19 protein-coding genes are annotated in these 20,174 nt (G+C 57.8%); 5 read left to right on the top strand and 14 right to left on the bottom strand.

The window, feature by feature from the left end; genetic code table 11:
* Nucleotides 1-73: 73 nt before the first annotated feature.
* From AACY07_RS07605 to AACY07_RS07570, 8 genes are all read right to left on the bottom strand, one after another.
* The gene (locus tag AACY07_RS07605) at nucleotides 74-2,647 is read right to left on the bottom strand and encodes a T6SS phospholipase effector Tle1-like catalytic domain-containing protein (RefSeq protein ID WP_339474217.1); all 2,574 of its coding nucleotides are present in this window, start codon (nucleotides 2,645-2,647) and stop codon (nucleotides 74-76) included.
* Nucleotides 2,632-3,165 carry a DUF3304 domain-containing protein gene (locus tag AACY07_RS07600; RefSeq protein WP_339474215.1) on the bottom strand — a complete coding sequence of 178 codons (534 nt, stop codon included), beginning with the start codon at nucleotides 3,163-3,165 and terminating at the stop codon, nucleotides 2,632-2,634. Before AACY07_RS07600 ends, AACY07_RS07605 begins: the two co-directional genes overlap by 16 nt.
* On the bottom strand, nucleotides 3,150-3,668 hold the full coding sequence (locus AACY07_RS07595; RefSeq protein WP_339474213.1) for a DUF3304 domain-containing protein: 519 nt from the start codon (nucleotides 3,666-3,668) through the stop codon (nucleotides 3,150-3,152). The genes AACY07_RS07600 and AACY07_RS07595 overlap by 16 nt, the downstream gene beginning before the upstream one ends.
* Complete coding sequence (locus tag AACY07_RS07590; protein ID WP_339474212.1) at nucleotides 3,665-4,291, bottom strand: DUF4123 domain-containing protein; 627 nt, start codon at nucleotides 4,289-4,291, stop codon at nucleotides 3,665-3,667. The genes AACY07_RS07595 and AACY07_RS07590 overlap by 4 nt, the downstream gene beginning before the upstream one ends.
* The gene (locus AACY07_RS07585; protein ID WP_445261361.1) at nucleotides 4,212-5,933 is read right to left on the bottom strand and encodes a type VI secretion system Vgr family protein; all 1,722 of its coding nucleotides are present in this window, start codon (nucleotides 5,931-5,933) and stop codon (nucleotides 4,212-4,214) included. The genes AACY07_RS07590 and AACY07_RS07585 overlap by 80 nt, the downstream gene beginning before the upstream one ends.
* 88 nt (nucleotides 5,934-6,021) lie before the next feature.
* The gene (locus AACY07_RS07580) at nucleotides 6,022-6,540 is read right to left on the bottom strand and encodes an Hcp family type VI secretion system effector (protein WP_219261057.1); all 519 of its coding nucleotides are present in this window, start codon (nucleotides 6,538-6,540) and stop codon (nucleotides 6,022-6,024) included.
* Nucleotides 6,541-7,099: 559 nt separating this feature from the next.
* Entirely contained in the window at nucleotides 7,100-8,236 is a 1,137-nt protein-coding gene (locus AACY07_RS07575) for a catalase family protein (RefSeq protein ID WP_326425874.1), read from the bottom strand.
* Nucleotides 8,237-8,279: 43 nt separating this feature from the next.
* Entirely contained in the window at nucleotides 8,280-10,094 is a 1,815-nt protein-coding gene (locus tag AACY07_RS07570) for a di-heme-cytochrome C peroxidase (RefSeq protein ID WP_339474210.1), read from the bottom strand.
* 244 nt (nucleotides 10,095-10,338) lie between these two features.
* Here AACY07_RS07570 and AACY07_RS07565 point away from each other — a divergent pair, with 244 nt between their 5' ends.
* The 4 genes from AACY07_RS07565 to AACY07_RS07550 all read left to right on the top strand — a co-directional run bounded on the left by AACY07_RS07565 (nucleotide 10,339) and on the right by AACY07_RS07550 (nucleotide 12,624).
* Nucleotides 10,339-11,058, top strand: coding sequence for an FKBP-type peptidyl-prolyl cis-trans isomerase (locus AACY07_RS07565; protein ID WP_219261577.1), 720 nt, complete (start codon nucleotides 10,339-10,341; stop codon nucleotides 11,056-11,058).
* Between the two features lie 415 nt (nucleotides 11,059-11,473).
* Complete coding sequence (locus tag AACY07_RS07560; protein ID WP_133078115.1) at nucleotides 11,474-11,815, top strand: helix-turn-helix domain-containing protein; 342 nt, start codon at nucleotides 11,474-11,476, stop codon at nucleotides 11,813-11,815.
* Nucleotides 11,812-12,180, top strand: a complete 369-nt coding sequence (locus AACY07_RS07555) for a hypothetical protein (protein ID WP_339474209.1) — start codon at nucleotides 11,812-11,814, stop codon at nucleotides 12,178-12,180. The genes AACY07_RS07560 and AACY07_RS07555 overlap by 4 nt, the downstream gene beginning before the upstream one ends.
* A complete protein-coding gene (locus tag AACY07_RS07550; RefSeq protein ID WP_133078117.1) occupies nucleotides 12,181-12,624 on the top strand; it encodes a tetratricopeptide repeat protein in 444 nt (147 codons plus the stop codon).
* Between the two features lie 54 nt (nucleotides 12,625-12,678).
* Here AACY07_RS07550 and AACY07_RS07545 read toward each other — a convergent pair whose 3' ends face one another.
* A complete protein-coding gene (locus AACY07_RS07545; protein ID WP_339474207.1) occupies nucleotides 12,679-14,760 on the bottom strand; it encodes a carboxy terminal-processing peptidase in 2,082 nt (693 codons plus the stop codon).
* A gap of 139 nt (nucleotides 14,761-14,899) precedes the next feature.
* Between AACY07_RS07545 and AACY07_RS07540 the strand changes: the two genes are divergently transcribed.
* On the top strand, nucleotides 14,900-15,862 hold the full coding sequence (locus AACY07_RS07540; RefSeq protein ID WP_339474204.1) for an NAD(P)H-quinone oxidoreductase: 963 nt from the start codon (nucleotides 14,900-14,902) through the stop codon (nucleotides 15,860-15,862).
* A gap of 103 nt (nucleotides 15,863-15,965) precedes the next feature.
* On the opposite strand, the gene AACY07_RS07535 is transcribed toward AACY07_RS07540, so the two are convergent.
* The 5 genes from AACY07_RS07535 to AACY07_RS07515 are packed head-to-tail and all read right to left on the bottom strand — an operon-like array spanning nucleotide 15,966 to nucleotide 20,075.
* Nucleotides 15,966-16,619: an HAD family hydrolase gene (locus tag AACY07_RS07535; protein ID WP_133078120.1), complete on the bottom strand. Its 654-nt coding sequence runs from the start codon at nucleotides 16,617-16,619 to the stop codon at nucleotides 15,966-15,968.
* Between the two features lie 34 nt (nucleotides 16,620-16,653).
* Nucleotides 16,654-17,643: an ABC transporter ATP-binding protein gene (locus tag AACY07_RS07530; protein WP_133078121.1), complete on the bottom strand. Its 990-nt coding sequence runs from the start codon at nucleotides 17,641-17,643 to the stop codon at nucleotides 16,654-16,656.
* Nucleotides 17,640-18,440, bottom strand: a complete 801-nt coding sequence (locus AACY07_RS07525) for an ABC transporter permease (RefSeq protein WP_339474202.1) — start codon at nucleotides 18,438-18,440, stop codon at nucleotides 17,640-17,642. The genes AACY07_RS07530 and AACY07_RS07525 overlap by 4 nt, the downstream gene beginning before the upstream one ends.
* Nucleotides 18,427-19,263 (bottom strand): ABC transporter permease, encoded by an 837-nt coding sequence (locus tag AACY07_RS07520; protein WP_019827637.1) that lies wholly within the window; start codon nucleotides 19,261-19,263, stop codon nucleotides 18,427-18,429. The genes AACY07_RS07525 and AACY07_RS07520 overlap by 14 nt, the downstream gene beginning before the upstream one ends.
* Nucleotides 19,260-20,075 carry an alkaline phosphatase family protein gene (locus tag AACY07_RS07515; RefSeq protein ID WP_339474201.1) on the bottom strand — a complete coding sequence of 272 codons (816 nt, stop codon included), beginning with the start codon at nucleotides 20,073-20,075 and terminating at the stop codon, nucleotides 19,260-19,262. Before AACY07_RS07515 ends, AACY07_RS07520 begins: the two co-directional genes overlap by 4 nt.
* Nucleotides 20,076-20,174 lie beyond the last annotated feature (99 nt).

Raw genomic sequence — 20,174 nt, 5'->3', positions numbered from 1 at the left:
AGCGTTTACCCCGTAGGTGTGGCTTTGTGCGGCGCCTGCGGGGTGCTTGTCACGACCTGTGTGAGCGTTCCAGTTAGAAGCTTCCCGCCACGCCCCTCGCCTGATCCAGCCAGCCCTTGGTTGGCTCAGCCTGGGGCGTTTGTGTTTGCAGCGCTTGTTCCAGCAGGTTGTTGGCTTCAAGTGCTTGCGCAGCCTTTAGGATCGCAATCAAATTATCCGTAGTGGCGGTTTTTTCGGTCAGTGCAGGTGGCACGGGCAGCGCCTGGGCCGCTTTCACTGCGTCGCCGGTGTTTTTGGTAAAGGCGCATACGGTTTCTATGTTTTCGATCATCGGCAGTGACAGGCGGGTCACGGTGTCAAACGCACTGATAAACGGGAACTCCACCTTGCCGCGAAGCACCGGAGTGCCCAGGCTTGGCAGAATCAGCCCCACCAGATAACGCGGGTTCTGGCGCCTGATCGTCAGGCCGACACTGGCCACCGCCAGGGCCACGCCCACCACGCGCCCAACGTTCACCAGCAGCGACAGCTCGTTGTTGGATTGAGTGTCGAAGAAGATCCCGCGGTACCGAAAGTAGTCGCTGAACACCTCCCGCTCGTTCAAGGCCGCGTTCATGAACCAGGCGCGGGAATCATGCACATGCTCGTCAAACAGGCCCACGATCGCCCAGGCTTTGTCGTTCACCGGCTTGCCGTTGGCGCCGAACAGCAGGGCGTAATTTTCTTCACCGGCCTGGCGCAGCTGGGCATAGTGCTCGGCCTCATCCTGGCCGTTGGTCATATACACCAGCCCGCCCACCAAGGTGTTGGCGAGGGTGCCAAAGCTGATCATCTCGCTCAAGGTCAGTTTCCACTCCGGCACGTAGTCGCGCCGAAAATCGGCCATGGCGTTGCTCAACTGCCGGTAATCCAGGTTGGGCTCGAACACTTTGCTGGTGTTGAACGAGGCGGCAGGTTGGGTGCCGGTGCGCTTTTCATAAGCTTCTTTTGTGGCTTGATGTTTTTTTTGCGACGCCAGTTCGGCGTCGGACCAGACCGGCGCTTTAGAGCCGGCGCGCATGGCGGCATCTTCTTCGAGCTGCATGGCGTGCAGGGCCTCGAACGCGTCGACTTCGTCGCCGTTCATATCGCTCGCGGGGCCGTTTTGCAGCACCCGCCGATTGAGACTCGTCCACTTGATCCAGTTCATGGCGTAACGGCTGATGCGCCAACCGGTAATCACCCCGGCCTCGCGGGCCATGACCTCTTCCAGCGGGCCGTTGTCCATATTGTCGAGCCAGGTGTTGAAACGTTCAATCAGGGTGGGGTCGACGTCGTATTCGTTTTCGGTTTGTACGTCCATGACCAACCATGGCCAACGCTTTTTCAATTCCTCATTAAACGCCAGCGGAGGCGCCTGAAGAGGCGCTCCAATCTTGTACGCCTCGCTGTACATATGGTGCAGGGCAATTTGCGATAACACCTCATGGCCACCTGCTGCAGCTTTGCCCTGATCGCCGGGCGGGTAGCCGCCGCCAACGTCGGAGTGCATGCCGGGGTAGATATATTCCCTGGTGCCGCTGCGATAGGTGGACAGGCAGTCCGGGTCGTCGGGGTTGGCCTGGCGCCGGATCGAGTCCAGAGGGAAGCAACTGCGCTGCTCGTGGGCTGCCACCATATGCACGCAGCGCTCCAGAAATTCTTCGGAGTCGGACAGGCGCAGGGTGCCATCGGCCCAGCCCATATGGCCTGCGGCAAATGGCGCCAGATAGGGGATACCCACTGAGGCCACGGTATCGAACAGCCCCATGAACACAATCTTGATCGGCAGTCCGGCAAACAGGTAGCAAGTGGTGCCTTCCACTTCAACCTTGGTCAGGGCTTCCAGCCAGTTGGCAAATGCCCGCGCCTGGGCGGCGCCCCGTGAAAAGCCGTACACGAACAGGCGTACAGCCTTGATGGTCGGGATGGTCTTGCCGGCATGTGCGGCGTCGATCTGGGCTTTGAGTTCGGCCAGGGGCTGGGCCAGCACTTCCTTGCGGCGGGTATAGCTGTTTTTGAAAACCGATGCTGCGAGCATATCTTCGGTGAGACTGGTGCCCATTTTTTGTACGAGGGCGTAGCTTTCGGACATGGTCCGAGGCTTTTGATTGCACGCTTTTTTCAGTGCATCTATCAAACGGGTCAGCCCCCAGTTGATCCGGTTCTCGCCGCCTGTCGACATCGTCAAACCTTGGCTATCCGGATTGAATTCGCCTATTTCCTTGAACTCGGTGCCGACGCCTTGCATGTAATAGCGATAAAAACCCTCTCTCTGCTCGGCTTCATGTTCAGAGTCTCCCAAGCTCGCATGAAACAGACGTGCCACATTGGTAGTGGTCGAAGGTAAAGCCAGGTTGTCCGTCGGTTCATGGTTGTTGGTGCCGTCAAAGCAAAGGGTGATCGTCACGATTTGCATACAGGGCCGGCCCGCGTAAGCCCATCCGGCTGCATGAGCAGCGTCCATTGCTTGTTGTTCGAACGGGTCGAAGGCTTGCTGTTGCTTTCGATAATTGAAAAGCACATCTCCCGGTGTTTGGGGTAAAAGCCCGCCCATTTTGAAGTCGGGGGTCAGGCTGAGAAATTCGCCAGTGGATCTTTTAGGGCGCGGCGTCATGGCTTCGGACATGTGGCAGGCTCCTGCATTTTTTGAGGGTAATGAAACGGATAATCCGGCCGGCCGGGATAGGTCGCTCCAGCTGATACCGCAACTTGGTTACATGGTAAGAAATGCACGTTTACAAGCCCCAACTCCTCATACGGCGCCACTGCTACAACGGCACGATGGCGGGTGTATTGAGCTTCTTTCTCTCGAGCGGCTTTGAACCAGGCATCGGAATAGCGGGGCTTGGGCCAGTTGGCGGAATCATACGGATTAGGGTCTTTCTCCCACTCGACCACCACGGTCAAGCCGGGGTGCCATTTCACGGGAAGCGTGGCGCAGCAGTTCTGTTTGCCGCCGCCGCCATAGGGGCTGATATTGGGCCCGCCATTGCGATTGACCGAAAACCGGTTGATCGCCGCCGAGGTATGGCTATAACCCTCGATTGGCGCGCCCAGTCGGTCAGGCAGGGAGTCGGCACAGCCCTGTAACGCAATCCCGGCGATAAACATCACCAACAGTGAGCGAGTCATGGTTTCGGACATGTGGCAGGCTCCTGCATTTTTTGAGGGTAATGAAACGGATAATCCGGCCGGCCGGGGTAGGTCGCGCCAGCTGATACGGCGACCTGGTTACACGGCAAGAAATGCACGTTCACAAGTCCCAGGTCTTCATACGGCGCAACAGCGGCAACAGCGCGATGGCGCGTGTACTTGGCCGCATGCAACTTGTAGGCAGCCCGGTAGCCATCGGTCCCAAGGGGCGGCCAATGTGCAGAGGCATGCGGATCAGGGTCTTTCTCCCACTCGACTACCACGGTCAAGCCGGGGTGCCATTTCACGGGAAGCGTGGCGCAGCACATTTGGCCGCCGCCGTATCCGTAGGGCGCCAGATTGGGCCCGCCATTGCCATTCACCGAAAACCGGTTGATCGCCGCCGAGGTATGGCTATAGCCCTCGATTGGCGCACCGAGTCGGTCAGGTATGGAGTCGGCACAGCCCTGTAGCGAGAGACCGCTGATTAACAGCAAAAGAGGCAAGCGACTCATGAGTGGGCCTTGTGCCAGGTCGAGGTGATTGGAAGATGGATGCTCAGCGCCGTGGCGATAAAGTCTTCGTGTTCATGTTTTTCCAGCTTCTGCCGGCTGATATCCAGATGGATTTCAATCAGGCAACGAATCATGGCTTCGCGTGAAGTGAAGCCATGCTCATGGGGCGTCTTGGCGTGCTCCTTGAACCAGCGAAGGGCCGCGCTGACAGCTTGCAAGTGCAGCACTTGCTCATTGCTCAGGCTCATGCCGGTTTGCGCAGCCTGATCGCCCGGGCGGGTGTCGAACCCTGATAGCGCTGCAGCTTTGTTGTCGTGATCGATCCAGTGCCACCGGCTGACCGGGGCGTGAAACAACTTGAGTTGAGGGGGATCAAGCTGCTCGCAGAAAGACTTGAACAGGCGGGTGTCGTAGTAACGCAGTACACCGCTGCACGTATTCTGGTTCCAGCAAGCCCGGGTAGCCCCACGCAAGTGCGCGGCCAAGGCGTCGAAAGGCCAGCGACTGGTCAGTGCCAGCACACAAAAGTTGTGGTGTACCGCGTCAAGCAGCGCCAAAAGCCCGGCGCACTGTTGCTCGTGGGGCAATTCGATGCGCAGCAGCAGTGGGCCAAAACGGGCCACTTCGTGCTCCAGCGTTTGCTCGAACAACCAGGCGCTGGCAGGCGCCGGTGATGGTTTCATGGCGCTCGTTGCCAACTTCAAGGCGGCTGTCATGCCCGATGTTCTGTTCCATGTCGCGCTGGGCACGCAGATAGATCAGCTCCTGACCGGCGCGATCTTCAAGGTGCAGTTCGTTGAAACCCCGGCCTCCCGGTGAACTGCGGCTGCGCAAGACACTGCGGGTCTTGTGCGCTGGCAACTCATAAGGCACCGGGTTCAGGCTATTGGCCAGGCAGCCGCTGACCACGGGCCGGTCGGGGTCGCCCTCAAGGAAGGTGACCAGCACCTCCATCCCGACCCGCGGAATCGTGACCCCGCCGTAGCTGCCGCCCGCCCAACTGGAGGCCACCCGTAGCCAGTAGCTGGACTTGTCATCAGCCTTGCCTTCGCGGTCCCAGTGGAACTTGACCTTGATCCGGCCATAGGCATCGCAGTAGATCTCTTCGCCGGCTGGCCCGGTGACCAGGGCCGTTTGGCTGCCCAGCACGCGGGGTTTGGGGTATGGCTGTTGCGGGCGATAAAACACATCCCAGGGCGTTGCCACGAAACGGTTGCGATAGCCCTGTTCAAGCTGTTCTGAATCAGGTGAGGGGGCATGGCTGATGCTCTCTTCCAGTACCTGCGGCTGATAGCCCTGGTGATGGACTTCAGTCAGTAACCAGAGCGCGTTCCACTCTTTGCGCGGGTGTTCGCTGAGCAACATGAAGTGCCCACTGACCAGCGTTGGCTGATCGCTGTTGCCTTCGGATTGACGGTAATCGGCTCGGTGACGCTCAAGGGCGCGCCGGGTCAAGGGCTTGCCGCGCTCACCCTGGACGAACAAACCTGGATAGTCATAGTCCTCAAGATCGGGCTGAGGGCTCTGGGATTCAGGGTTATGGGCGGCCTGGACGGTAAAGCCGGCTTTCTCGAAGTTGTAATCCCTGCGCGTGGTGCGACTGGTACGGGCCTCAACGCGCAGGTTGAAGTGCTTGATGGCAGGCTCATCGGCCACCATGCCGCTGTCCTGCAGGTAGGCGGTGGGTTTATCCAGTAGGGGAAACCCCGTCTGGTCATCGCCGAATACCAGCAAATGGGCGTGCCTGGAGTGTTCGAAGTGGTAATGAATACCTTCTTCGCGGCACAGGCGCTGGATGAAGTGCAAGTCCGACTCGTTGTACTGGACGCAGTATTCTCGCGGCGGGTAAATCGCGTTCAGTCGAAGCTGGTAGGCATCGCCAAGGATTGCGTGTTCTTCAAGGATCTTGCTGATGATTTGCGCAACCGTGCGCTGTTGGAAAATACGCTGATTGGTGCGATGTCTTAGATAGGCAAGGTGCGGGACCAGCGTCAGGCTGTAACGTGTCAGACGTTTGCCTGAATCGCCTTGGGCAATACGATATATCTGCCCATGAATACCGTTACCACTATTGTTGAAAGCCAGAAAAGCTTGTTTGTGAAGCATGCTTTCAAGGTCAAGACTCGGGCGTTCGCTGACGAGTTCTACCTTGATGGCAAACGGTGTGCTGATGGCTTCCGTTCCTTGAAATTCAAGCACACGCAGATCGTGTTCAAGCCCTTCGATAGTGAGCGTGAACAGTGTTTCGTTAGCAGGGTTGAACATGTTTTTTTCCTCAAGCCTGACCCTCAAAAGCTCATGAGCGGTATCAACCGTTAAACAACGATTGATACCGTGAAACACTCAGTCAGTGTCAGCCTGCGACTGGGGTACGCCAGTCATCAGAACCGGAAGTGCCGGACACTTCGTGGGTCCAGGTGATTTTGCGATAGGTGAACTCAACGTCTTCCAGATGGGTGAAGTGCGAATTCGACGGGTCCTGGCAGTTATGCATGTAGTCCTTGATGTCGACGATGATCGCGTCTTCAAGTTTGGTGGTGAAGTAGTGCTCCTGAGTGCCTGCCGACGAAGTGCGATACCACTCGATAGTGATTTCAGTCAGGCGCTCGCCGGACGTCAGTGCAGCCAGCAGCAGCGGTGACGACTTGTCGAAGACCTTGGTGATCTTGACCGGCTTGTGAACGCGTTGACCGGTTGGTTGACCCGATTGCGGATCGCGAGGAATGATCACTTCGTGACTGAAACCTTGAACCATGACCTGGTCTTCGTGACCTTCCTGATAGGTGTTGCCGACCGAGTCGGCGGTGAAAGCACCGGCGGTAATCAGACCCTGTTTGGTACCGGTGATGGACATATACGCTGGCGTTGCCATGGATGATTTCCTTACTGATAAATATAGAAGCCCGCAGGCTTTTTTAATGGCGGGCGCCTATTTGCTATCAAAGCCCATGCCAGAAAAAATAAAGTCGTTGTTTATCAGGGGTGTAGGATTACTAGTTGGATTTAATTTGTTTTATTAATGAAAAGTTCCGATAAAAGTGCGCAAGAAGTTGCGCAAGAAGTTGCGCAGTAGTGTGCAACTTCTTGCGCACTTGGCTGTACACCAAGATCTGCAGGCGTTACAGGGATCTATTCACAGGGTTATCCACATTCAAGTGTGCAACTTGTTGCGCATAGTGGCTAATTAGGGAGCTTGGTTGTGCGGTGCGTTGTTCGTTGTTTTTGTGAGCGGCACATTAGGTGTTGTTTGATGGGTGTCAAGTTGTGCGTATGGCAGATATATAATTTTTAAGTGTGGGAAATATCTTAATTAAAGCGTGCGCCCAATCCTGTGGGAGCGGGCTTGCTCGCGATGAAGGCGACGCGGTCTTTGAGTCAGATCGCGTCGATGCCATCGCGAGCAAGCCCGCTCCCACATTTATCTGGGCGTTTTATTGCTGCGCATTGCGCGTATGCCGATACTCGCTCACGGCGTCATACACCGCCTTGCGCAGGCGGTTGATCCCGCCAATCGGACGATGCTCTTCGATGCCATGCCACGGGCTGAACGACAGGTTGTCACACGCCAGATTCTGGCTTGGGGTGTCGAAGTCCTGAGGGGCAATCCTGACCCGTGCCACCGTCTCGAAGGGCGCGTCAGACTCTTTCCATTCGATGCTCGTATCTTCAATCGGCATGAAGCGGTTGGCGTTCTGGCGTTGCACCTGCAAGACAAAACAGGCAGGTACACGGTCGGTGGAAAGTTGCTGGTTCAAGGCATTGCGCAAGAAATTGGGCAGTGCCTCATTTTGCGCCGGCAATGTGTATGCCGGGCAGCTCTCAGGGTCGGGGGCCACGCGGTATTTGGCATTGGCCGTGCCGAACTTGTAGGGCGACACTGAAAAATACGTGGTTTGCGTGGGGCTGGCGGGGGCGGGTGCCAGTGTCGCCAGGGCGATAAACAAATGGCGGACCTGCCAGCTGCGCGGATCCCACGACGGGAAGAAGGCCAGCACCTTTTTGCCATCTGCCTGGGCACCAATGTTCTGACGGTATTCGGCTACGTCGCTGACGAAGAAGTTGGGATGGTTGAACATCACAAAATCCTGTTCTCCACGACCCTGCTGGCTTGGCAGCAACTGAGCCCCCGGTACGTCGAGCAACTTGATCGCCATCCCCCGGGCATCCCGGATGCTGTCAAATTGCGGGTAAGCATTGCCATTGGACAGACGCATCACCGCTTGCCAGGTTTTACCCGGTGCGGCGAATACGCCCTGGCGCAATGCCGGATCGAGATCGTCGAGCACCTGGACCTGGGCTTTGACGCAGCCGTGGGCCTTGGCGTGGGCATCGCGTAGATAACGGGTGTTCTCGCGGTGCTGGTCAACGATCCTGATCGCCGTCTGGATAGTGTCCTGGGTCATGGCGGCTTCACCCGCGGGGATCTGTTCCTGGGCCGAGACCGGGCCGCGATGCTGCCAGGCGTACCAGCCCGTGGCCAATCCCCAGCCAAGCAACCCCAGAGCGATCAGCGCCAGTAGTAACGTGCCCAGCCATTTGCCGAGTCGAAGCCAGAAAGCGGTCAGCATGCAAACATCCTTTTAGGGAAATCTTCGGTGTGTCGAACAAACTTCATTCGTTGGGCAACTGGTGTTCAAGGGGCCCGCCGAGCACTTTCAAGTACTCCAGCAACGCCCAGCGCTCTTCGGGTTGCAGCAGGCGTCCGATGACGCCATTGCCGCGAGGGCCGGGGCGGAACTCGTGCCCGCTGTTGTGGTTGCCGCTGATACGCGTATCGAGCACAAAACCACCGTCAAAGGCTTCGGTGCGGTAGCCCAAATGCCGCGGGTCGTACTCAAAGCTGCCGCGATAGAAGGTCTGGTCGCGCTCGGCCTGTGGCGACAGCAGTTGGTACACCGTAGGCACTGAGCCGTTGTGCAGGAAGGGCGCTGTGGCCCAGATCCCGTCGAGGGGCCGCGCCTTGTACGCACGCACTTCCAGAACACCGATAGGCAGGCCGAAACCGTTGAGACGCGCCTGCTCTTGTGGGCCAATGCTGGCGTCATGGTAGGCCCGTTTTTCAACAAACGCAGTGACGTAGGCCAGGCCCTTGGCCACTGACAGTTTGCTCATGTCCAGAGGCGTATCGGTTTTGGGGTACAAATCCACGTTCATGCCAGCCAGTTCAGCCGGATCCCACTGCAAGGGGCTCAGATCGTATCGATTGTCGGCAATGTTGTTCGCGGTATTGGGATCGGTGCCGATGACCTCGACCGGCAACATTTTGAGCTGCTTGACCAGGCGCCCGTTCTCCTCGACCACCGGTGGTACATGACACCCGGCGCAGTTTTCGTTGAATAGCGCACGGCCTTTGGCTGCCAGGGGGCGATCGATGTTGCCGAACAGTACCTCGGGCCAGACCGGGGGCTTGAGTTTTTGCAGGGTCTCTTCAATCAGGTGCAAGTCGTTTACCCGAACACTCGACGGGTAGCGGGCATCGCCTTGCAGTGGCTGGCCATGCTCATCGAAAAAATTCAGGGTGGCGCCAACACCAAGGGCTTCACCAATATTGCGTGCCATCGGCTGCTTGGCCGAACCGTTCCACTGCACCCAGTCGAACGTCCACATATCCCACAGGTGCGGATAGTCAACCGGAGCGTTGGCTACGCGGTAGTTGGACGGGGAAATGGCATCACCGAAACTGGCGTTGGCGATCCTTCCGAAAGCATCGGTACGGCCCGGCCCTTCGAGTGTGGGATAGAGGCCGCGATGGGTGTCATTCCAGGCCACCGCCAGAAACGTATCCAGGGATGCCTTGAAATCTTTGCGCAGTTGTTTGTGCTGCGCTTCGTACTGCTCGCCCAGCACCGTGCGTGCGAAGCGCTCGAATTTCCAGGGGTTGTAGTAGGTCGCGGCGAGGCTGGCTACCAGCGCCTGACCAAAACTGCCGCCGCGCAAGGTCGGTACGCTGGATGGAAGCACGTGTTGTGCCGGGGCACCATCGATGCGCAGTGCCTGGCCTTTGTAGCGCAGTTCACCGGTGTGGCAGGCGGCGCAGGTGATGTCCAGGTACTCGACCTGGCTGCCCGGGTTCTGGTGGCGAGTAAAGCCCACTGGCAGGTTGCCCGGGTTGGCGGTAGTGGCCTGTTGCTTGGGATCGACCAGAAACCCGAAGCGCGCCAGATACTCGGGCGCTGCGAAAGGCTGTTTTGAAAAGGGCAGTTCGAGGGCGCTGAACCAGTCGTAATGCAGGCCTTTAACCTGGGTCCCCTGGGGGGTGTAGTAATAGGTCTGGCGTTCGGCAGGGGTCCACTGATCCAGATAGTGCAGTTGCTGAGGGGGCTCGTAGGCAGGCAGTTTCGGGTTGGCTATGAAGTAGATCACCAGGCCAAGCCCCAGGACCAACGCCAGCAGCAGTCCCAGCAGAACACGGTAAAACAGACGCACAGTAACGCTCCTTGTAAAAATAATTACAGCCTTATGCCTCAGGTACGGTCAGGCATCAAGTGACCCGATGGCATTGTCGGGTTTACAGATGTGTTAATAAAAGTTGCTGTAATCGTGAATTGTTATTAATGCATGAACTTATCGGCATTTCGCCCCTCTTATGCCGGTAGCCATTGGTCGCGGCCGCCTGATAAGCTCGCGGCTTTATTCGATTGCCCATTTGGCGCATGAACAAGGAAATAGCATGAAACAGCATCGGTTGGCGGCAGCTGTGGCTCTGGTAAGCCTGGTACTGGCGGGTTGTGATTCGCAGACCAGCGTAGAGCTGAAAACTCCAGCGCAAAAAGCCTCGTACGGCATTGGCCTGAACATGGGTAAAAGCCTGGCTCAAGAAGGCATGGATGATCTGGATTCCAAGGCCGTAGCCCAGGGCATCGAAGATGCCGTCGGCAAGAAAGAGCAAAAGCTGAAGGACGATGAGCTGATCGAAGCGTTTGCAGCACTGCAGAAACGTGCTGAAGAGCGTCTGACCAAGATGAGCGAAGAAGCTTCTACTGCTGGCAAAAAATTCCTGGAAGAAAATGGCAAGAAAGCAGGTGTTGTCACTACCGCTTCTGGCCTGCAGTACGAAGTCATCAAGAAAGCCGATGGCCCTCAGCCTAAAGCCACCGACGTGGTGACTGTTCACTACGAAGGCAAATTGATTGATGGCAAGGTGTTCGACAGCTCGGTTGAGCGCGGCAGCCCGATCGATCTGCCGGTTAGCGGCGTGATCCCGGGTTGGGTTGAAGGTCTGCAACTGATGCATGTTGGCGAGAAGTACAAGCTGTACATCCCTAGCGAACTGGCCTACGGCGCACAAAGCCCAAGCCCGTCGATCCCGGCCAACTCGGTGCTGGTTTTCGATCTGGAACTGCTGGGCATCAAAGATCCTGCCAAAGCAGAGCAAGACGCTGCCAAATAAGTAGCATGTTGTACGCGTAACGCCCCGTCTCGACGGGGCGTTGTCGTTTCTGCAGTCAGGTTTTTGTTTGCGTCAGTGTTGTCCTGCACCCTTTCAAATCGCCCATAAGTTCCCTTGGCTAGTGGTTGCTGACTGCCAAGTCAATGAATTTATGGGTTTTTTTATGTGTGTAAAAAACGCCCGATCTGACTCCAGCCCTTATGGGGCGGGCCTTTCAGCCTTAAAAAACAGCTCTGTTCACAAGGTTATCCACAATTTGTGTGGATAACATTTTCCTCCCGGTGGGGCGTTCAGGGCTGTTTTCACAAAAATTTCACTTGCGAGTGAAAACCCGAGAGACCTTGGTGGCTGATAGGATTAAGCTTCAAGGGAAAGTTCTGACTCGATTTATTTAAAAGTCTGACGGGGTTTAGTAATGGATCTTCAAATCATCAAGCGTAATGGTGAGCCTGAATACGCCGTTCTTTCATGGGAAAGTTATCAGGCGCTGCTCAAGGCTGCAGGCCTCAAGGAGCGAACTGCAGCGCCTGACCCTGTACTACAGGCATCTGCCCCCGAGCAGGTGCATCCCGGACTCGATCAACTGCGCAGCCTGCGCGAGAACAAGGGCCTGGCCCTTGAAGTGCTGGCTCGCACAGTCGGTATCAGTCCGTCCTATCTGGGAATGATAGAAACCGGTGAGCGTCTCCCCGACCTCGCCATTCGTCGAAGCTTGGCCTGGGAGCTTGGTATCCCGGGCTGGAGGGAAGCACCATGAGCGTTCGCATCAGTCGTCAACACTGGGATGGGTTGTTGGCTGAGCTCGATCAGGCGCGCCGACAGCGCCACTTGCTGACTTACCGTGCACTATTGGAACGGTTGCAATTACCGAGCCCTGCAATGTTGACCCTTACCGCAGCACTTGAGCACCTAGCGGCGATGGATGCCAGGGCCGAGCAGCCCTTGCGCAGTTCGCTGGTGATCAGCCAGGGCGCAAGTCGCCTGCCACGCACGGGCTTTTTTGAGTGCGTTGAGCGGCTTGGGCGTTTTCCCGGCCCGCCGGATGGCATTGCCGCCGCGTCATGGCATGCCTCAGAGGTGGTGCGCGTGTTTGAGCATGCTTATGAGCACGAGGAGGCTTGAGTGCTCTGGCGGTTTAAGGCGCGCCTGAGCTACTGGCTGGCGCGCAAGTTGTTTCGCTGGCCCTGGTGCGTGCGCCAGCCGCGCGTCTGGGGCTGGATGGAAGGGCAGTTTGCACGTATGGCCAACCTGGGCGATACCCGTGCCCAAAGCTTCTACGGGCACATTCTGGCCTTTCGCGGTCAAGGCCTTGGAGCGAAGGAGGAGGGCGTACGCCTGTTGCGTCTGGCGGCATTGAGCGGCGACGCGAAGGCAGCTTATCAAGTGGGTGTTTTCAGCCTGGCGGGTTCGCTCGGCAAGACCCCGGATGCTGCAGAAGCGGCGCGCTGGTGGACGATGGCGGTAAAGGCGGGACATCCACTGGCCGCGCACAAGCTGGCGATGTTGTATCAGGAAGGTGGCCCGGGATTGCTGGCTGATCCGCAACTGGCCCGGCTTTACCAATAGCCAATAAAAAGGGCGGGACGCATAACGCGGCCCGCCCTTTTTTTCAGCCTTGATTTACTTCTTTGCCACTTGCGAGCTGAGCTTGAGGTAGTCCAGCAGAATCCGCCCGGTTTCACTCAGGTAGGCGTCATCTTCCGGTTTGGTCTTTTCACGCTCTACCGGCAACGCATCCTCGTCTTCTTTCTTCATTTCCTTGAGCGGTGCTTCGCCTTTGGCCTGACGGCGAGCGTTCTCCATCACCAATTGCTTGGCATCGATATCGGCGTGCTGTGCACGACGCTCGGCCTCGTTCAGGCTGACGGTCTTCTCGGCCATCAACTTCTCGGCCAGGGCCAGCTTGTCGCGGATAAAGATGAACTCGGCATCCTTGGTCGCGCGGGCATCATGGTTGGCTTTGAGCCGGTCAATGTAAGGCTTGAACGGATCAGACGCCGGCTTGATGGCAGGGCGGATGGTGTCCCACGGCATGGCTTCAGGCAGTGCGCTTTCGCCGATTTCCTTGGTGTCGATGATCGACGGGAAGGCAACGTCAGGCAGTACGCCCTGATGCTGGGTGCTCTGACCGGAAACCCGGTAGAACTTGGCCAGAGTCAGTTTCAGCTCGCCGTGGTTCAGTGGCTGGATGGTTTGCACCGTACCTTTGCCGAACGTCTGGCCGCCGATGATCAGCGCGCGATGGTAGTCCTGCATGGCGCCGGCAAAAATCTCCGAGGCCGAAGCCGAGAGGCGGTTGACCAGCAACGCCATCGGGCCTTTGTAGAACGCGCCCGGGTTTTCGTCTTCCAGAACGTCCACCTTGCCGTCGGCGTTACGCACCAGAACCGTCGGACCCTTGTCGATAAACAGACTGGTCAGTTCGGTCGCTTCCTGCAACGAGCCGCCACCGTTGTTGCGCAGGTCGATAATCACGCCATCGACTTTTTCTTTCTGCAACTCGGTCAGCAGTTTTTTGACGTCGCGGGTGGTGCTCTTGTAGTTCGGGTCGCCAGCGCGGAACGCTTTGAAATCCAGGTAGAAGGCCGGGATTTCGATGACGCCGAGCTTGTAGTCCTTGCCATCCTGTTTCAGGTTGAGGATCGACTTTTTGGCAGCCTGTTCCTCAAGCTTCACCGCTTCGCGGGTGATGGACACAATCTTGCTGGTCTGGTCGTTCGGCGCGTTGCTGGCCGGAATCACTTCCAGGCGCACCACGGAGCCTTTAGGGCCACGAATCAATTTGACCACTTCGTCCAGACGCCAGCCGATGACGTCGACCATTTCCTTGTCGCCCTGGGCAACACCGATGATCTTGTCAGCCGGTGCGACTTGTTTGGTCTTGTCGGCAGGGCCCGCGGGCACCAGCCGGACAATTTTCACCTGGTCGTTATCGCTCTGCAACACGGCGCCGATGCCTTCCAGCGACAGGCTCATGTTGATGTCGAAGTTCTCCGCGTTATCTGGCGACAGATAGTTGGTGTGCGGATCGTAAGACATGGCGAAGGTGTTGATGTAGGCCTGGAAGATGTCTTCGCTGCGGGTCTGATCAAGGCGCGACAACTGATTCTTGTAACGCTTGGTCAGCAGCTCCTGAATTTTTGCGGGCTCTTTACCAGCGATCTTCAAGCGCAGGACTTCGTCCTTGATGCGTTTGCGCCACAGGTCATTGAGTTCGGCTTCGGTCTTGAGCCACGGAGCGTCCTTGCGGTCGATCTGCAAGGTTTCGCGAGCCGTGAAGTCCAGAGAGTCAGGGCCTTTGTTCAGCTCTGCAAGGGCGAAGTCCAGGCGCGATTTGACGCGGTCCAGGTAGCGCTTGTAGATGATGAAGCCGGGATTGAGATCGCCGCTTTTGAGGAAGTCGTCAAACTGATACTTCCATTTGTCGAACTCGGCAATATCGCTGGCCAGAAAATAGCTTCGAGAAGGGTCAAGCAGCTTCAGGTAGCTGTCATAGATGATCGCGGAGCGCGCGTCATTCAGTGGCGGCTTGCTGTAATGATGGCGCTTGAGCAGCTCAACAACGTTAAGACTGGCAATTACCTCATCACGATCGGGCTGAAGGTTATCCCAACTGTTAGCGGCGAACGAATTGGCCGAAAACGGCAAAACGCCTAGGCCAATGAATAGGGCAAGTGCGGTGCTAGGGAATAAATGCTTCATGCTGATTCGACGCGGGGGCAATTGATAACGCATATTAGGCCGTCTTTGAAGTCGCCGGTTCCATCAAGGACCGGTCGCATAATGCAAAAAGCCCGGCGCAACAGCTCCGGGCTCAGTCCAGACTCACTATGGAGGCACTGTGAAAGCATTGCAAGGCGTTGAAGGTCAAGTGACATGGGTTGAAGAGCCAAGCCCGGCATGTGATGTAGGACAAATTCGAATTCGTGTGGCGGCTGCGGGGCTCAATCGGGCCGATCTGTTGCAGAGCGCCGGGTTGTATCCGCCGCCGCCGGGCGCCAGTCAGGTGTTGGGCCTGGAGTGCTCCGGAGTGGTCACTGAAGTGGGGCCGGGTTCGTCCTGGCAGGTGGGCGACCGGGTTTGCGCGCTGCTGGCGGGCGGCGGCATGGCGCAAGAGGTGGTGGTCGATGCCCGTCACGCCCTGCCAGTGCCTGAAGGTCTGTCGCTGATCGAAGCGGCAGCCTTGCCTGAGGTGTACAGCACTGCGTGGCTGAACCTGTTCCAGCTGGCCGCTTTGCAGCCAGGTGAAAAAGTGCTGCTGCATGCTGGCGCAAGCGGTGTTGGTTCAGCGGCCATTCAGTTGTGCAAGGCCTTCGGCAGCCCGTGCTGGGTCACTGTGGGTTCGGCTGATCGTCTGGCTTACTGTCAGGCGTTGGGTGCACAGGGCGGTGTGGTGCGTACCGAGGGGCTGGATAGCCTCAAGGCCATGGGGCCTTTCGATGTGGTACTTGACCCGGTGGGCGCCAACTACGCCGAGTCCAACCTCAAGTTGCTGGCGCTGGACGGGCGTTGGGTGTTGATCGGCTTGATGGGCGGTCGCAAGGCCGAGCTGGATCTGGCACTGGTACTGGGCAAGCGTATCCAGCTGCTGGGTTCGACTCTGCGTAGCCGCAGCGATCAATTCAAGGCTGACCTGCTCAGTGATCTGGGGCAGCAGGTATGGCCATTGTTCACTGAAGGTCGCCTGAGCCCGCAACTGGCCAAAACCTTTCCGATTGAAGAGGCTCAGGCGGCATTTGCCGAACTGGCAAGCAATCAGGTGTCGGGCAAGCTGGTGCTGGTGATAGACAGCAGCCTGAGCTGATCCTGGTTGGAGCGGGCGTGCTCGCGATGGTATCGACCCGGCGTGCCTGACAAAACGCGGCGTCTGTATCGCGTGTAAGCCCGCTCCCACAGGTATTGGGGTGTCACTTCCAGTGATGGATCGGCCACCCGGCCTTTTCTGCCTGTTCACGCAATACCGGATCAGGATTCACCACGTGCGGGTGATCAACCTTGAGTAGCAGCGGCAAGTCGTTGCGTGAGTCGGAGTAAAAGCTCGCCCCCTCAAGGTTTTCTTCCTGCTCATCAAGCCATTCCAGCAGGCGCGTGATCTTGCCTTCGCGGTACGTCAAGGTTCCCACGGTGTTGCCGGTGTAAAAGCCGTGTGCAACTTCCAGCTCGATCCCCAGCACTTCATCGATCCCCAGCCGCTCTGCAATCGGCTTTACCAGATGGGTGCCCGAGGCCGAAATCACCAGGATCCGGTCCCCTGCCTTGCGATGGGCCGCAATGGTTCTTGTGGCGTCGCTGAAGATGATCGGTTCGATGAAGTCTTCAACCCACGGCCCGACCAAGTGTTCAACCTCTTCGGGGGTGCGGCCTATCAACGGTTCCAGGCTGAAGGCCATGAACTCTTCCATGGCCAGCTTGCCTTGGCTGTAGGCGTCCATCAGCTCGTTGTTGCGCTGCATGAACGACGCGGGATCAACCCAGCCCAGGCGGCCCATCTGCTCGCTCCACAGGGTGGCGCAGTCGCCATGAATCAGGGTTTCGTCCAGGTCAAAAATTGCCAAAGCCATCAGCGCAACTCGCTCTTCAGTGAATTCAAGAACATCAGGCTACCTCACAAAGGGTGCTTGAATCGATGGACAGCGCCACACGCTGACCATCCGGATACAGATCACCGGGTGCCCGGTTGAGTACATCGACGATCAGTTGCACACCACGTGCCTCTACCCGGTAGCGGATGACGTTGCCCAGCAGGCTGTGGTTGAGGATCACCCCGTCGAGTTCGCCCTGCAGGCTCAGACCCACGGTTTCAGGGCGTATGGCGATGCGGCTGTTGATCGGGCGTTGCAGCAGGCGGCTGGCAGTTTCGGGGTCCAGCAGGTTGTAGTTGCCGATAAACCCGGCGGCGAATGCATCCACGGGTGCGGCATAGAGGGTTTGGGCATTGCCGCTTTGAACGATGTGGCCCTTGTTCATCAGGAATATCCGGTCGCTCATGACCAGTGCTTCTTCCTGGTCGTGGGTGACGAAAATCGTGGTCAGGCCCAGCTCGCGCTGAATAGTGCGGATTTGCTCGCGCAAGTGCTTGCGAATTCGCGCATCCAGCGCCGACAGCGGCTCATCCAGCAGCAACAGGCGCGGACGCGTGACCAGCGAGCGCGCCAGGGCCACGCGCTGGCATTGACCACCCGACAGCTGGTGCGGGTAGCGCTTGGCAAAATCATTCAGTTCCACCAGTTGCAATGCTTCGGCCACGCGCTTGTTGCTGTCATCAGTGCTGACCTTCTGCATGCGCAAGCCGAACGCGACGTTTTGCTCGACGGTCATGTTGGGGAACAGCGCATAGCTTTGAAACACCATGCCGATGCCACGCTTTTGCGGGCTCAGCGGCACGATGTCCTGGCCATCGAGCAGGATTTTGCCACCGTCCACGGGCGTTAATCCCGCGATACAGCGCAGCAGCGTGGACTTGCCGCAACCGGATGGCCCCAGCAGGGTCACGAACTCCCCCTTGGCGATGCTGCAGTTGATATCGCTGAAAATCGCCGTGCCGGAATAGGATTTTTGCAGGTGTTCGACGCTGACGAAGCTCATTGGCTTTTGTCCTTGTTCAGGAAGGTGGCAACCCAGGTCAGCACCAATACAAAGAGGAAATAGGAGATCACCAGGGCGCTGGTGAAGTGGCCACTGCTGTTACGCATGTTGTTCAAGAACACCTGCAAGGTTTCGTAGCGGGTGCCCACCAGAATGTTGGCGAACACAAACTCGCCAAACAGGAACGAGAACGACAGCAGCAGGGCAACCATCAAGCCTTTGCGCAAATTGGGCAGCACCACCAAAAACGCCGCCTGCCAGGTGCTGGCACCCAGCAGTTGGGCTGCGTCCATCAGGTCGCGCAGGTTGATTGCCTGCAGGTTGTTGGTGATCGCCCGGTACATAAAGGGCAGCGCCACGGTGAAATAGCAGCCGATCAGAATCCAGGGGGTGCCGACCATTTGCAGCGGGCCTGAACCGTAGAGCTGCAACAGGCCCACCGATGACACCACTGGCGGTACGGCGAAAGGCAGCAGGATCAGGATGTTCATCAGCGCATCGAGCCTGGGGAAGTGGTAGTGCACCACAAACAGCAGCGGCAGGATCAGAATGACGGACAGCACCAGCGCTGCAACGCACACCAACAGCGACTGGCCGAAGGCTGCGAGAAAGCGCGGGTCGCTCCACAACTGGCTGTACCACTTCAAGGTAAAACCACTGGGCAGGATGCTCGCCGACCAACTGCTGGCGATGGAGTAAACAAGAGTGCCCAGCAGCGGCAGCAACAAGATCAGAAACAGCAGCCAGACCACGCTGCGGTGGTAAATGCCGGGGGAACCCGATTCAGCGCGCGACATGGTAGCTCCTCTTTAACAGCCACTGATGCACCAGGGTCACCAGGGTCATCAATCCCACCAGAATCACCGCCAGGGCGCTGGCCATGTTCGGATCCAGGCTGATATCTCCCGAGACCATTGCAGCAATACGGATCGGCAGTACGTTGAAGTTGCCCGTGGTCAATGCATACACCGTGGCGTAGGCGCCCAGTGCGTTGGCCAGCAGGATCACGAAAGTGCCGAGCAATGCCGGGGTGAGGACGGGCAGGCCGATATGGCGCCAGAACTGCCAGCTGCTGGCCCCCAGCAAGGACGCCGACTCACGCCAGTCTTCGCGTACGGCATCAAAGGCGGGGTAAAGCAGCAGTACGCCGAGGGGAATCTGGAAGTAGGTGTACAGGATGATCAGGCCGGTCTTGGAGTAAAGGTTGAAGTCCTCAATGATCCCGGCCTGTTTGAGCATGATCGTAATGCTGCCGTTAAACCCCAGCAGAATGATGAAGGCGAAGGCCAGCGGAACCCCGGAGAAGTTGCTGGTCATGTTGGCGAACGCGTTGACGAAATTGCGCAGCCGCGAATCCACCTTGCGCAAGGAGTAACTGCCCAGTATGGCGATCACAATGCCGAACAGACTGGACCAGAAACTGATCTCCAGGCTGTGCTGGATGGCTTGCAAGTAGAATTTCGAGTTGAAGATCTTGATGAAGTTGGCCATGCCCCAGCCGCTTTCTTCAGATTGCACGCTGTGGATCAGCACCCACACCAGCGGGGCAATTTGAAACACGATAAAAAAAACGGCGAAGGGCACCAGGCACAGCAACGCAAGCCATTTGCCACGGCTCATGGCGCTGGCCTCAGCAGGTCGCGACACAACGGTTTGTCATGGGTCACACCCAGCAACTCGCAGATCGTGCCGCACAACTCGGTTTGTTTGGGGGTGACATCCGGGTTGAGGCTGAACGCATCGCCCAGTACAAACAGGGGGACTTCACGCTCTTCGGGCAGCATGCCGTTGTGTGAGCGGTCGTTGTTCATGCCGTGATCGGCTGTCACCAGCACCTGATAACCGGCCTGCAGCCAGCTTTGCAGGTAGTCGGCCAGAATGATGTCGGCCGAGCGCGCACTGTTGCGGTATTGCGGGGTATCGAGGCCGTGCTTGTGCCCGGCATCATCAATGTTCATGGGATGAACCAGTAAGAAATTCGGTGTGTGCGCTACACGCAGGCTTTCGGCGTCGGCGAACAAATGGGAGTCGGGGTAGTGATCGTTCCAGTAGAAATGCCCGTGCTGAATCGGCAAATCGGCGGCAACGGTATGGCGGTCCCGGGCCATCACAAATGGCGAGCGGTTATACAGTTCGCTGACCCAGTGATAAGCCGCGGCGGCCGTGCTCAGGCCACCGTCGCGAGCGTAATGGAACACGCTGCGCTGGTTGGACAGGCGCGACACATTGTTGTGCACGATGCCGCTTTCAATCGGCGGCACGCCTGTGAGGATGCATTCGTAAAGAGGGCGTGACAGCGCGGGCAATTCGCAAGTGAGCTTGTAGAGTGCAGCACGACCCGCCCCGACGTAGGCTTGCAGATGGCCCATCGCCTGGCGGGCTACCTCGTAATTCAAGCCATCGAGGACTACCAGGATAACGTTGTGTTTCATGTCCGGCGACTCCGCTGGCACAGCGCATGGACTGTGGGAGCGGGCTTGCTCGCGATGCTATCGGCGTGGTGGACCTGAAACACCGAGGTGTATGTATCG

Origin of the sequence: Pseudomonas sp. RL_5y_Pfl2_69, from assembly GCF_963970465.1 — a bacterium.
Lineage (GTDB): Bacteria > Pseudomonadota > Gammaproteobacteria > Pseudomonadales > Pseudomonadaceae > Aquipseudomonas.
Note: the sequence above shows the minus strand (reverse complement) of the source record. Positions and strands in the feature narration are given on the sequence as shown.